This is a genomic window from Rhodococcus sp. GQ147 (genome assembly GCF_059759155.1).
This window is the reverse complement of record NZ_JCAXDU010000007.1, coordinates 116,759-129,392: the sequence shown is the minus strand read 5'-3', so window position 1 is coordinate 129,392 and position 12,634 is coordinate 116,759. Positions and strand designations below refer to the sequence as shown.

The following is a 12,634-nucleotide window of genomic DNA, read 5'->3' as shown; positions in this document are numbered from 1 at the left end:
AGGCATGATGGAAGTGATGGCCGAAGACAACAAGCCCAAGCCCGACCGGCGCCCGCCCTCGGCGCGGTTGACCCGACGCGCCCTCGTGCTCGTTGCGGCCGGTGCCGTCCTGGCGGCGATCGCGACGTTCGTCGTCGCGGGGTTCCAGGGCGCCGGCGGCGGGGACGACAGCGCCGGCGCCAACATCAGCACGACCGGCGCGGTCGCGGGGGAAGCGTTCGGTACCGCCACCACCGGCGATTGCCTGACCTGGAGTGCTCTCGACGCGAGCGACCTCGCGAAGGTCGACTGCGCCGAGACGCATCTGTTCGAGGTGGTCGCCGACATCGACCTGAGCCTGTATCCCGGCACCGAATGGGGACCGGGATCACGCTTCCCGTCGGTCACGCGCTTCACCGAGCTGCGCGACGAGCAGTGCGCACCCGCCGCGATGGACTATCTCGACGGCCGGTTCGACCCGCACGGCAAGTTCAGCATCGGCCTCATCAACCCCGGCGAGGCGGGCTGGGCGGCCGGCGAACGCACGCTGCGGTGCGGTCTGCAGTTCTCGTCGACCACCGGCAACCTGCTCCCCATCAAGGGCCGGGTCGCCGATCAGGACCAGTCGCGGGCCTGGGACGTCGGCGTCTGCATCGGCATCAACAACGGTGTGCCTGCCGACCCGGTGGAGTGTTCCAAGCCGCACGCCTTCGAGGTCGTCGCGGTCGTCGACCTCGGTGGGCAGTTCCCGGGCGGTCTGCCGAGCATCGAAGACCAGGACGGCTATCTCGAGGAGACCTGCACGCGCCTGGTCAACGAGTACCTCGGCGAACCCGAGGCTCTGCGCAACAAGACCCTCACGTTGTTCTGGGACAACCTCGACTACGACAGCTGGCTCGCCGGCAGCCGCAAGGTGAACTGCTCGATCGGCAAGCAGGTCGAGGGGGGCGGATTCTCGTCGATCACCGGCAGCGCCAAGGGCGACATCCTCATCGACGGCCAGCCGCCCGTGCCGCCGCCGCCCGTGCCGGAAGGCCGGTCGCTGCCGACGCCGCTGCCGGGCGCCGTTCCCCTGCCGGGGTCGTGACGTGCCGGTGCACATGGAGGACGAGCACTTCGAGGAGCTCGTCTCGGAAGCGCTCGACGAGATCCCCCGCGAACTCGCGCGGGCGATCGACAACGTCGTGGTCCTCGTCGAGCCCCGCCACGAGGAAGAACCCGACCTGCTGGGTCTGTATCAGGGCGTCGCGCTGACCGAGCGCGACAGCCACTACGCGGGATCGCTACCGGACACGATCACGATCTACCGCGACGCGATCCTCGACATCTGCGAGAGCGACGACGACGTCGTGCACGAGGTACTGGTCACTGTCGTCCACGAGATCGCGCACTATTTCGGAATCGACGAAGAGCGCCTCCACCAGCTGGGCTGGGGCTGAGGCGCTCTTCGCGATCGGTACCGGGTGCTACTTGTTGCGGGCCGCGGTCGCCTTGTCGAGGCGGGGTCCCTTGGCCTTGCGCTGACCGAAGTGCGGGCTGAGCGTCGACACGACGAACATGATGACGGTTCCGACAGCGACGACGGCCACGGTGAGCCACACGACGATGACGCCGAAGAGTTCCAACATGCCCGGTTACCTCCACAGTCGATGTCACTTCGAGGCGAACGGCACACGTCCGCCCCGGGGGTCACCCTACCGTCCGCGTTCCGCCGGGTGACGACCGACTCCGCCCGCGCTCCGATGGGGGACTCAGAGGGTGGTGAAGTGCTCGAGCTTCGGCGCTCCCGCCAGGAGGGGTCCGAGTTCGGTGATGGCACCCTCGCCGGCGCGGAACTTGCGGTAGGCGGCGTCGTGCTCGGCCGAGCGCCACTTCTCCACGACCACCCAACGGGCCTCGTTCTTCTGATCCACAAGGATCTCGATGCCGTCGCATCCGTCGAACTGTCGCGTCTCGTCGAGCACGCGGGTCATGACCTTCTTCGCGTCGTCGAGGGAGTCGGCCTTGAATTCGAGTTCGAGCAGAGCGGTGAGCGCCATGGGAGACCTTCCGTGATGTGCGAGGTGACTGCTCTCATCACATTTCCCCATGGATGAGAACTGCGCAATACCTCTGCGGAAACAGGATTATCGGGAGGCCGAGGCGAGAGCGGGAAGGACGTGGTGCTCGAGCAGCGGCGCGAGATCGTCGGGCAGCGGAAGGGCCGCCGGGTCGAGCCAGCGCGTCTCCGCGATCTCCGCGGCGGCGCCGGCGACCTCCACGAGCGGGTGTTCGTAGACGGTTCCTTCGAGCCGGTAACCGGGCTCGTTGGCGGCCTCGGCGTCGAAGACCCCGACGAGACGCAACGACGACAGATCCAGTTCGGCGCCCAGTTCCTCGGCGCACTCGCGCACGGCGGTCTCGGCGGGGGTCTCCCCCGGATCCGGCTTTCCTCCGGGCAGCATGAACCGCGACGTGTTCCGCTTCCGCACGGTGAGCACCTCACCGGCGGCGTTGCGGAGAACGACGGCGCTCACTCTGATCACACGGTCACGAATCGCGGGGTGCTGGTTCACCGGACCAGCTTAGGACCGGTCAGAACATGCTGTAGCCACCGTCGATGAGCGTCGTGCTGCCGGTCTGGAAGGACGACGCATCGCTCGCAAGATAGACGGCGATGCCTTCGAAATCCTCCGGGGTGCCCCACCGGCCGAGCGGCACACGGCCGATGACGTTCGAGTTGAAGACGTCGGACTCCTGCAGCGGACCGGTCATGTCGGTGGCGAGCCGGCCCGGCAGCACGCTGTTGACCCGGATCCGGTGACGCGCGAACTCGACGGCACAGCCGTTCGCGAGCGCGAGCACCGCGGCCTTACTCGCCCCGTACGGCTGGTTGCGTCCGGCGCCCTGCAGCGCACCGAGGCTCGACGTGACGATCATCGAACCCCCGGTGCCCTGCTCGACGAGCACACGCGAGGTCTCCCGCATCGTGAAGAACGCGCCGTCGACGTTCGTCGCCATGACGGCGCGGTACCGCTCGGTCGTCGACTCGTGGAACTTCTGCAGCGACGACCAGATGCCGGCGTTGACCACCACGATGTCGAGCCCACCGAAGTCGTCGACGAGCGCCGCGACACCGTCGGTCACGGCCTGCTCGTCGGAGACGTCGACCGTGCGGGTCGCCACACGGCCGGCGAACCTCCCGATGTCGGCCGCGGCCTTCGCGAGCTTGTCCTCGCCCCCGCCCCACAGGGTGACGTCGGCGCCGGCACGGGCGAGACCCCGTGCCATGCCGAGACCGATCCCCGCGGAAGCACCCGTGACGAGAGCGCGCTTGCCTGTGAGGTCGAAGATCGAATCCCTCTTCCCTGAAACGATTACGCGTACCCGGCAGCGATGTCGCGGCCGATGATCTCCTTCATGATCTCGGTGGTGCCACCGTAGATCGTCTGGATGCGTGCATCGACGTAGGCGCGCCCGATCGGGTACTCCATCATGTAGCCGTACCCGCCGTGCAGCTGCACGCAGCGGTCGACGACGCGCTTCTGCAGTTCGGTCGCCCACCACTTGGCCTTCGACGCATCCACCGGTGTGAGTTCCCCGGCGTTGAGGGCGAGTACGCACCGGTCGACATGCGACTCGGTGATCTCGATCTCGGTGAGCATCTCGGCGAGCGCGAACCGGGTGTTCTGCAGGTCGCCGATGGGCTTGCCGAACGCCTTGCGCTCGAAGACGTACTGCGCGGTCCACTCGTAGGCGGCCCGCGCCGAGGTGATCGCGCTGACGGCGATACCGATGCGTTCGAGGGGCAGGTTCTCCATCAGATGCACGAAGCCGCGACCCTCGGTGCCGAGGAGGTTCCCGGCGGGGACGCGGGCGTCCTCGAAGACGAGCTCGGCGGTGTCCTGTGCGGCGAGACCGACCTTGTGGAGTTTGCGGCCCCTGCCGAAACCGGGGGTGTCGCGCTCGACGACGATGAGCGAGAAGCCCTTCGACCCCGCGTTCGGATCGGTGCGGCACACCACGATGACGAGATCGGAGTGGATTCCGTTGGTGATGAACGTCTTCTGTCCGTTGATCACCCACTCGTCACCCTCGCGTACGGCGGTGGTCTTCACGCCCTGCAGGTCGGATCCGGCGCCCGGTTCGGTCATGGCGATCGCGCCGATTCGTTCGCCGGTGGCGAGTGCCGGCAGCCAGCGCGCCTTCTGGTCCTCGGTGCCGAGGTGGAGGATGTACGGGATCGCGATGTCGTCCTGCAGTGCGAGTCCGGCGCCGAAGGAGGTCGTTCCGGTGCGCGCGATCTCCTCCTGCACGATGTGCCGGAAGCGGTAGTCGGTCACGCCCGAACCGCCGAACTCCTCGGGTACCCCGAGGCCGACGATGCCGGACTTGCCCGCGGCGATCCACGCCGACCGGTCGACGAGGCGCTCCTCCTCCCACCGCTCGTAGTTCGGTTCGATCTCGCGGGCGAGGAACTCGCGCACGGTCTCCCGGTACGCCTCGTGATCGTCGTCGAAATGGGTGCGTTTCATGGCTTCCTAGGCGTTCACGCGCGACATCATGCCGCTCAGACGCTCCGCGATGAGACTCTCGGCGTCGGCGACGATGCGCTCGACCAATTCCCCCGCGGTGGGGATGTCGTGGATGATTCCCTGGACGGTACCGACCGTCCAGATGCCGGCCTCGGGATCGCCGTTCTCGTAGACGAGGCGGCCGCGGGCACCGGCGACGAGTTCGCGCACGTCCTCGAACTGTCCTCCGCGGTCGAGGATCTCGACGACCTCGCGACTGACGGTGTTGCTCGCGACGCGGGCGGTGTTGCGCAGCGGACGGAAGATGAGCTCGGTGTCGGTCTCACTCGCCGCGACGATGGCTTCCTTGATGGTGCGGTGGATCGGCGATTCCTCGGTGCACATGAAGCGGGTGCCCATGTTGATGCCGTCGGCGCCGAGAGCGAGGGCCGCGACCAGACCACGACCGTCACCGAAGCCGCCGGAGGCGATCATCGGGATGGTGATCTTCTCGGCCGCGGCGGCGATGAGCACGAGGCCGGGGACGTCGTCTTCACCGGGGTGCCCGGCGCATTCGAAACCGTCGATGCTGATGCCGTCGACACCGATGTCCTGCGCCTTGACGGCGTGCCGGACGCTGGTGCATTTGTGCAGCACCTTGATTCCGGCAGCGTGGAAGTCGGGCAGGTGCGGCGCGGGATTCGATCCGGCCGTCTCGACGATCTTCACACCGGAGTCGATGATGACCTGGCGGTACTCCTCGTAGGGCGGCGGGGTGATCGCCGGCAGGATCGTGAGGTTGACGCCGAACGGCTGGTCGGTGAGCTCGCGGGTGCGTTCGATCTCCTTAGCGAGATCCTCGGGGGTCGGCTGCGTCAGAGCGGTGATCATGCCGAGCGCGCCGGCATTGGCGACCGCTGCGACGAGTTCGGCACGGCCGACCCACTGCATCCCTCCCTGCACGATGGGATGGCGGACGCCGAAGGTTTCGGTGAAGGCGGTGGTCAGCACGGCATGGACTCCTTGCGTGGAGGTGGTTGGAAAGACTCTCAGGCGGCCGGGTGGTGACCCACGACCCGCAGTGCGATCACGATGTACCGCTGGGCAATCCGAGCGGGAGTGAGGGGACCGCCGAGCTGGTACCAGCGGACGATGGACTGGAACATCCCGAGGAGGGCGCGCACGGCCTCCTCGACGTCGTCTACGTCGAACACCTGCTGTTCGACGCCCTCGCGCACCAGGTCGAGCATCATCAGCTCGAGACGCTTGCGGGTCGCGGCGTAGGTCCGGCGGTTCTCCGGGGAAATGTGGCGCACTTCGGAATCCAGGCCCGAACGCTGTGCACGGTGGGTCATGTTCAGCACGATCGCCTCGACGGCGTTGACGAAGCGGGCGACCGGGTCGTCGCCGCCGTCCGCGACCGCGGCCGACACACGGTCGATGAGGTCGAGGACGGCGGCGTCGAGCAGCGTGACGAGAACGGCTTCCTTGTTCTCGTAGTGGTAGTACAGCGCGGGCACCGTCACGCCGACCCGGCCGGCCAGGTCGCGGACGGTGGTTCCGTGGAAGCCGTTCTCGCTGAATGCTTCCAGGGCGTGTTCGAGGATGGGGTCGAGCCCCAGAGGCTGGAACTCACGCCAGTCCGCGCACGGCACGTCCGCGTGGGGCGTGTCGGATTCCTCGGCCTCGTATGCCGGGGTCATCGACCCCCTCCTCTCACAGTCGGTGCTCGGGTCAGCGCGGAGCCATGCGGATCGCGCCGTCGAGGCGGATGACCTCGCCGTTGAGCATCGGGTTCGAGACGATGTGCGCGGCGAGGGCACCGTACTCGGACGGATCGCCGAGGCGGGCCGGGTGCGGCACCTGTGCGCCGAGCGAGGCCTGTGCCTCCTCCGGCAGCGAGCCGAGCAGCGGGGTCTTGAACAGGCCCGGTGCGATGGTGACGACGCGGATGAGCAGCGACGCGAGGTCGCGGGCGATCGGCAGCGTCATGCCGACGACACCGCCCTTGGACGCCGAGTAGGCGGCCTGTCCGATCTGGCCGTCGAAAGCGGCGACGGAAGCGGTGTTTATGATGATGCCGCGCTCGCCGTCGATCGGCTCGGTCTTCGCGATGCGCTCGGCGGCGAGACGGATGACGTTGAACGTGCCGAAGAGGTTGACGTCGACGACCTTCTTGAACGCGTCGAGCGGGAAGGCACCCTTCTTGCTGACGGTCTTGATCGCGTTGCCGATGCCGGCGCAGTTCACCGCGACACGCACGGGTCCGAGCGACTCGGCGACGTCGAGGGCCTCGGTGACGGCGGCCTCGTCGGTGACGTCGGCGGCGACGAAGCGGACGCGGTCGCCGAGTTCCTTGGCGATGGTCTCACCGTTGGACGACGGCAGATCGATGATGACGACCTGGGCACCGTCGTTCAGCAGGGCCTTGACGGTGGCGAGACCGAGGCCGGAGGCACCACCGGTGACGACGGCGACGCTGTCGTTGACGATCATTGATTACCCTTTCGAGAGTGGTTGCGGTTCGGAGATCTTCGAGACTTCGAGAAGTCAGAGACGTTCGATGATGGTGGCGTTGGCCATGCCCGCGCCCTCGCACATCGTCTGCAGGCCGTAACGACCGCCGGTGGCCTCGAGGTGGTTGACGAGGGTCGACAACAGACGGGTGCCCGACGAGCCGAGTGCGTGGCCGAGCGCGATCGCGCCACCCCACGGGTTGAGCTTGGCCGGATCGGCACCGAGTTCGTGCGCCCAGGCGAGCGGCACGGGCGCGAACGCCTCGTTGACCTCGTAGGCGTCGATGTCGTCGATGCCCAGACCCGCGCGGGCGAGCACCTTCTGCGTGGCCGGGATCGGGGCGGTGAGCATGAAGATCGGGTCGTCGCCGGCGACGGAGAACGAGTGGAAGCGGGCGCGCGGGGTCAGGCCCAGCTTGTTCGCCATCTCCTCGCTCATGATGAGCGCGGCCGACGCACCGTCGGTGAGCGGCGACGAGTTGCCGGGGGTGATGACCCACTGCGCCTCGGGGAACCTGGCGGCGTACTCCTCGGTGTAGAAGGACGGCTTCAGGCCGGCGAGGCCCTCGGCGGTGGTGGAGGCGCGCAGCGTCTCGTCGACGGTGTGCTCGACCTGCTCACCGGCTGCGTTCTCCACGGTGATCGGGACGATCTCCTTGTCGAACCGGCCGGCCTCGTGGGCGGCGGCGGCGCGCTGGTGCGACTGCGCGGAGTAGGCGTCGAGCGCGTCGCGGTCGAACTTCCACTTCGCAGCGATGAGCTCGGCCGAGATGCCCTGGTTGACCAGGCCCTCGGGGTAGCGGGCACGGATGCTCGGGCCGTGGGTGTCCTTGCCGAGGGTGGCGGTGCCCATCGGGATGCGGCTCATCGACTCGACACCGCACGCGATGACCATGTCGTAGGCACCGGCGATGATGCCCTGCGCGGCGAAGTGCGCGGCCTGCTGGCTCGATCCGCACTGGCGGTCGATGGTGGTCGCGGGCACCGACTCGGGGAAACCGGCGGCGAGGAGCGCGGTGCGCGAGATGTTGAGGGACTGCTCGCCGACCTGGGCGACGCAGCCGCCGATCACGTCGTCGACCTGCGCGGGGTCGATGTCGTTACGCTCGACGAGCGAGCGCAGGACGTGGGCGAGGAGTTCGACGGGGTGGGTGCCGGACAGGGCACCACCCGGCTTGCCCTTACCGACAGCGGTACGGACGACGTCGACGATGACAGCGTTGGTCATGACGATCCTTTCGAAAGTGCAGCGTGCGGGCCGGAGACGTTCCCAGCGGCGTACTTATCGATCGCTAAAAGCTCTACCACGGACTTAGCGCTCGGTCAATGATCTCTGAGAGCTAGCGCACGCTAAGCCACTCTGATAGTGATGGATCACGACCCGAGTCGAGGAGACGCCCGTGCGCGCAGCGCAATTGACCGAACACGCCGGCCCCGACGCCGTCCGCGTGACCGACATCCCCGAACCCGAGGCAGGCGATTCGCTCGTCCTCGTCGACCTACACGCCGCCGGCGCGCCCTTTCCCGATCTGTTGCAGACGACCGGCGGCTACCAGATGGTCCGGCCGCTGCCGTGCGTGCTCGGCGCCGAAGCAGCGGGCATCGTCCGCAGCGCACCCGAGGGCAGCGGCCTCACCGCCGGACAACGCGTCGCCGTGCTGTCCATCGACGGATCGTGGCAGCAGACCGTCGCACTGCCGCGCGAGCTGGTCTTCCCGCTGCCCGACAGCGTGTCGCTGACCGCGGGCGCCGGGATGCTCATGAACTCCTTCACCGCGCACTTCGCGCTCGACGAGCGCGCCCGGTACCGGGCGGGTGAGACCGTCCTCGCCCACGGTGCGCCGGGTGGACGGGCCGTCGTTCTCGGATTCACCGGCGGCAGCATTCCCACCGTGAAGGTCAATCGCCTTCTGCTGAAGAACATTTCGGTCGTCGGCGCGGGGTGAGGCGAGTACCTCCGCACCGACCCCGGCTACCCGGCGCGGCAGTGGGCCGCACTCGAACCGCTGCTGCGCGACGGGACGCTCGTCGTCCCCGAACCCACCCTCCATCCCCTCGACGAAGCTCCGGCAGCACTGCGTTCGCTCGAGAACCGTTCCGCGACCGGCAAGGTCGCGCTCGACCTGACGTCCCGACCCTAGGAGAACAGCCATGACCGACGACCTGCCCGGTGTCGACACGACCGTCGACGACGGCGTCCTGCGCGTCACCCTGAACCGTCCCTCGCGGATGAACGCCGTGAAGACCGAGACGCTCGAGGCGATCGCCGATGCGTTCGAGAAGTACGCCGACGATACCTCCGTCCGGGTCGCGGTGCTCACCGGCGTCGGTCGCGCGTTCTGTTCCGGCGCCGACCTTTCCGGTCGTGACCTGAGCGCTCCGCCCTCCGCCGACACGATCGACGCCGCCAACCGCGCGGTTGCCGCGATCCGGGTGTTCCCCCGGCCGGTCGTCGGAGCGATCAACGGCGCGGCCGCGGGTGTCGGCGTATCGCTCGCTCTGGCATGCGATCTCACCGTCGCAAAGGAGTCGGGATACTTCCTGCTGGCCTTCACCCGGATCGGTCTGATGCCGGACGGGGGTGCGTCCGCGCTCGTCGCCGCGTCGATCGGTCGCGCGCGGGCGCTGAAGATGGCCCTGCTGGCCGAGCGACTTCCGGCCGGTGAAGCGCTGGCCTCCGGACTCATCTCGGACGTCTACGCGGACGACGAATTCGACAGTGCGGTCGAGACTCTCGTGCATCGGCTCGCCGACGGCCCGTCGACCGCCTTCGCTTCGACGAAGAATGCGATCAACGACGCGACGCTCACCGAACTCGACCACGCCTTCGCCCGCGAGCGCGAAGGGCAGCTCGTCCTGCTCGGCAGCGCCGACTTCACCGAGGGTGTTACGGCCTTCCAGGAGAAGCGCACCGCGAACTTCCGTCGTTGAACCGTCGACGATTTCGGTGGATCCGGCCTCGCTGAGCGGGGTCGGATCCACCGAAGTCGTTTCAGGCGTCGGGGATCACGCGTTCGACGGCCGCCCGCACCAGTTCGGCGACACGGTCCTCGTCGACGATCCCGGGGAGGGTGAGTCGGTCGAGCACGAGCCAGTTCAACGCGAGATAGAGCAGCACGACGGCGTTCTCACCGCCCGGCAGGCCGGAGTGCCGGTAGTTGGCGATGTTGAAATCCAGGTCGGCGCGCACCCGCTCGGTGAGCAGGGCCTGCAGTTCGGGCCGTCGGGTGGCTTCGAGGCGTAGTTCGAGGAGCGCGAGATAGCCGGCGCGGAACCGGATGAGCCGGTCGACCACCTCCGTCATCAGCTCGATCATGGATTCGCGGGTCTGCGGCGCCTGCGACTGTGCCATGACCTCGTCGGCGGGCAGGAGCCGCTCGTAGTAGCGGTGACCCACCTGGACGAGCAGGTCGTCGCGGTTGGCGAAGTAGTTCGACGCCGTCCCCGTCGGGACCCCTGCCTCCTTGTCCACCGCGCGGAAGGTCAGCCCGCGCGCACCGTCGCGCGCCAGCACCTCGATCGAGGCATCCAACAAGGCCTGTCGTCGTTCCGGATTCGTCCGAACCACTTGACACCACTCCATATGTAGTACTACCTTCAAACCACTTCATCCATAGTACTACGAATGGCGGTCCACCATGCGAAAGCTCGTCTACTACGTGGCAGTGACCCTCGACGGCTATATCGCCGGGCCGAACGGGGAGTACGACTTCTATCCGATCTGCGACGACATGGCAGCGGCGATGAGCGCGAGATATCCGGAAGCCGTCCCCACCGCGCTCCGCGAACAGGTCGGCATGCCGGTCGACACGCCGAACAAGGAATGGGACACGGTGATCATGGGGCGCGGTGCCTACGAACCCGGTCTCTCGCTGGGACTCACGAGCCCGTACAGCCACATGCAGCAGTACGTCGTGTCCCGCACTCTCGCGCCGGTCGACGATCCGCAGGTTCGGATCGTCGGCACCGACCCGGTCGAGCTGATCCGAAAGCTGAAGGCGGAAGAGGGGCTCGACATCTGGCTCTGCGGTGGCGGCAACATCGCGGGGCAACTGTTCGCCGAGATCGACCGGCTGATCTTCAAGAGCTATCCGGTGATCGCGGGCGACGGCATCCCGGCACTGTCGGGCAACTTCGTCCCCACGCGATTCGACGTCACCGCGCGCGAGGAGTTCAGCAACGGCACGCAGGTCACCTGGTTCGACCGACGCTGAACTTCGACCGCCGAAGTTCGATCGACACCGGATCCGGCCGTCAGACCCCGACGGTCTTGAGGGCGATACCGACGTACTTCTGCGCGACGGCCTCGGGGCTGAGCGTGCCCTCCGCGTGGTACCAGCGCGGGATCGACTGGCACATGCCGAGCAGGGCACGCGTGGTCTCGGCGGGATCGTCCACGTCGAACACGCCCGCGGCGACACCCTCCTCGACGATCTGACGCACCAGCTGCTCGACGCCCTTGCGCACCGCACGGTAGCGCTGGCGGTTCTCGGGGCTCAGGTAGCGGGCCTCACCCTCGAGCGCGGCGAGGCGGGCCCGCAGGGTCATGCGCAGCACAATCGCCTCGATGACGTTGGACAGCCTGCGCACCGGGTCGCCGTCGGCGTCCTCGGCGGCGGCGTGGGCTCGGGAGAGCACGTCGCTGGTCGAGAGCTCGAGAAGGGCGATGAGCAGCCCTTCCTTGTTCTCGTGGTGGTAGTAGAGCGCCGGGACGGTGACGCCGACGCGGCGCGCGATTTCCCGCACCGAGGTGCCGTGGAAGCCGGTCTCGTAGAAGGCGTCGAGGGCAGCGGTGAGGATGGGACTGAGCTGCATCGGTTCGAGGATGCGCCAGTCCGGGATCGCCTCACCGTTGGTGAGGGTGTCGGCCCCGTCGCTCGAAGCACCCATGAAACCGCACCTACCTACCGATCGCTACTTCATACGGACGCCCCGAGGATACCCGTACGTTTTGCGCTCGAAGGATCGAAAGGTGGGCGGTATCACCCCATCGGGTCGTCGGCACCACCGCGCGCGGTGTCGTGGAAGGGCGCGAAGAAGGTTCCCCAGCGCGCGCACTCCCAGCCACCGCCGGCCACCGGCACCAGCTCGACCGTCTCGGTGTTGGCCAGGTGGTTGGTGATGGCGAAGCCGGACGGCACCTTCCCCAGATAGGCGGCGACGAGCCGGATCGCGGCACCGTGACTGACGACCACGACGTCACCCGAACCGGCATCGAGATAGTCGCTGCGCAGCGACTCCAGGACGGGCAGGTACCGGTCGAGCACGTCGAGCGCCGACTCACCGCCCGGGACCCGCGCCCGCAGGTCGCCGTTGTGCCACTCCTCGTAGACCTTCATGAACAACTTGTGCGACTCCTCGTCGCTGCGGTCCTCGAGCTCGCCGACCTGCACCTCGTGCACGCCCTCGCGGACGACCGTCTCGAGCGACACCACCGGTGCCGCGTGCTCGGCCGTCTGCCGAGCGCGGAGCGCCTGCGACGCGACGAGCAGCGACGGCGTCTGCTCGACGAGGTTCTTCCCGAGCGTGCGGGCCTGTTCGACGCCGAGCTCGGTGAGCTCCGCGCCCGGGAGTTTCGTATCGAGCCTCCGGGCGACGTTCGCCACCGTCTGGCCGTGCCGGGCCAGGATCAATCTGCCGCTCACC

The 12,634-nt window shown here is 67.9% G+C and carries 16 protein-coding genes and 1 pseudogene; 5 read left to right on the top strand and 12 right to left on the bottom strand.

Going from position 1 to position 12,634, the window contains the following annotated elements; all coding sequences use genetic code 11:
• Positions 1 to 7 precede the first annotated feature (7 nt).
• Together AC6CID_RS10665 and AC6CID_RS10660 are read left to right on the top strand one after the other, a co-directional pair.
• Positions 8 to 1,066: a septum formation family protein gene (locus tag AC6CID_RS10665; RefSeq protein ID WP_033097889.1), complete on the top strand. Its 1,059-nt coding sequence runs from the start codon at positions 8 to 10 to the stop codon at positions 1,064 to 1,066.
• Between the two features lie 13 nt (positions 1,067 to 1,079).
• Positions 1,080 to 1,418: a metallopeptidase family protein gene (locus tag AC6CID_RS10660; RefSeq protein ID WP_033097890.1), complete on the top strand. Its 339-nt coding sequence runs from the start codon at positions 1,080 to 1,082 to the stop codon at positions 1,416 to 1,418.
• Positions 1,419 to 1,445: 27 nt separating this feature from the next.
• Here AC6CID_RS10660 and AC6CID_RS10655 read toward each other — a convergent pair whose 3' ends face one another.
• From AC6CID_RS10655 to AC6CID_RS10615, 9 genes are all read right to left on the bottom strand, one after another.
• On the bottom strand, positions 1,446 to 1,607 hold the full coding sequence (locus AC6CID_RS10655; protein ID WP_016933301.1) for a hypothetical protein: 162 nt from the start codon (positions 1,605 to 1,607) through the stop codon (positions 1,446 to 1,448).
• A gap of 123 nt (positions 1,608 to 1,730) precedes the next feature.
• Entirely contained in the window at positions 1,731 to 2,018 is a 288-nt protein-coding gene (locus tag AC6CID_RS10650) for a putative quinol monooxygenase (protein WP_024102663.1), read from the bottom strand.
• An 87-nt stretch (positions 2,019 to 2,105) separates the two neighbouring features.
• Positions 2,106 to 2,504 (bottom strand): NUDIX hydrolase, encoded by a 399-nt coding sequence (locus AC6CID_RS10645; RefSeq protein ID WP_170318549.1) that lies wholly within the window; start codon positions 2,502 to 2,504, stop codon positions 2,106 to 2,108.
• A 49-nt stretch (positions 2,505 to 2,553) separates the two neighbouring features.
• On the bottom strand, positions 2,554 to 3,312 hold the full coding sequence (locus AC6CID_RS10640; RefSeq protein WP_498353954.1) for an SDR family NAD(P)-dependent oxidoreductase: 759 nt from the start codon (positions 3,310 to 3,312) through the stop codon (positions 2,554 to 2,556).
• 23 nt (positions 3,313 to 3,335) lie between these two features.
• Entirely contained in the window at positions 3,336 to 4,493 is a 1,158-nt protein-coding gene (locus AC6CID_RS10635) for an acyl-CoA dehydrogenase family protein (RefSeq protein ID WP_217579298.1), read from the bottom strand.
• A 6-nt stretch (positions 4,494 to 4,499) separates the two neighbouring features.
• Positions 4,500 to 5,483 carry an NAD(P)H-dependent flavin oxidoreductase gene (locus AC6CID_RS10630; protein WP_019290366.1) on the bottom strand — a complete coding sequence of 328 codons (984 nt, stop codon included), beginning with the start codon at positions 5,481 to 5,483 and terminating at the stop codon, positions 4,500 to 4,502.
• 38 nt (positions 5,484 to 5,521) lie between these two features.
• Complete coding sequence (locus tag AC6CID_RS10625) at positions 5,522 to 6,175, bottom strand: TetR/AcrR family transcriptional regulator (protein WP_006553419.1); 654 nt, start codon at positions 6,173 to 6,175, stop codon at positions 5,522 to 5,524.
• A 31-nt stretch (positions 6,176 to 6,206) separates the two neighbouring features.
• Positions 6,207 to 6,968 (bottom strand): 3-hydroxyacyl-CoA dehydrogenase, encoded by a 762-nt coding sequence (locus tag AC6CID_RS10620; protein ID WP_498353929.1) that lies wholly within the window; start codon positions 6,966 to 6,968, stop codon positions 6,207 to 6,209.
• Positions 6,969 to 7,022: 54 nt separating this feature from the next.
• Positions 7,023 to 8,216: a thiolase family protein gene (locus AC6CID_RS10615; RefSeq protein ID WP_498353928.1), complete on the bottom strand. Its 1,194-nt coding sequence runs from the start codon at positions 8,214 to 8,216 to the stop codon at positions 7,023 to 7,025.
• A 172-nt stretch (positions 8,217 to 8,388) separates the two neighbouring features.
• Here AC6CID_RS10615 and AC6CID_RS10610 point away from each other — a divergent pair.
• A pseudogene (locus AC6CID_RS10610) lies at positions 8,389 to 9,129 on the top strand (alcohol dehydrogenase catalytic domain-containing protein).
• Positions 9,130 to 9,139: 10 nt separating this feature from the next.
• Entirely contained in the window at positions 9,140 to 9,919 is a 780-nt protein-coding gene (locus tag AC6CID_RS10605; protein ID WP_064060560.1) for an enoyl-CoA hydratase, read from the top strand.
• Positions 9,920 to 9,980: 61 nt separating this feature from the next.
• Here AC6CID_RS10605 and AC6CID_RS10600 read toward each other — a convergent pair whose 3' ends face one another.
• On the bottom strand, positions 9,981 to 10,556 hold the full coding sequence (locus tag AC6CID_RS10600; RefSeq protein ID WP_006553414.1) for a TetR/AcrR family transcriptional regulator: 576 nt from the start codon (positions 10,554 to 10,556) through the stop codon (positions 9,981 to 9,983).
• A gap of 70 nt (positions 10,557 to 10,626) precedes the next feature.
• On the opposite strand from AC6CID_RS10600, the gene AC6CID_RS10595 reads away from it, so the two are divergent.
• Positions 10,627 to 11,202, top strand: a complete 576-nt coding sequence (locus tag AC6CID_RS10595; RefSeq protein WP_064060561.1) for a dihydrofolate reductase family protein — start codon at positions 10,627 to 10,629, stop codon at positions 11,200 to 11,202.
• Positions 11,203 to 11,242: 40 nt separating this feature from the next.
• Here the strand turns inward: AC6CID_RS10595 and AC6CID_RS10590 are convergent, their stop codons facing one another.
• Positions 11,243 to 11,878, bottom strand: coding sequence for a TetR/AcrR family transcriptional regulator (locus tag AC6CID_RS10590; protein ID WP_006553412.1), 636 nt, complete (start codon positions 11,876 to 11,878; stop codon positions 11,243 to 11,245).
• A 92-nt stretch (positions 11,879 to 11,970) separates the two neighbouring features.
• On the bottom strand, positions 11,971 to 12,633 hold the full coding sequence (locus tag AC6CID_RS10585; protein WP_037217338.1) for a histidine phosphatase family protein: 663 nt from the start codon (positions 12,631 to 12,633) through the stop codon (positions 11,971 to 11,973).
• Position 12,634 lies beyond the last annotated feature (1 nt).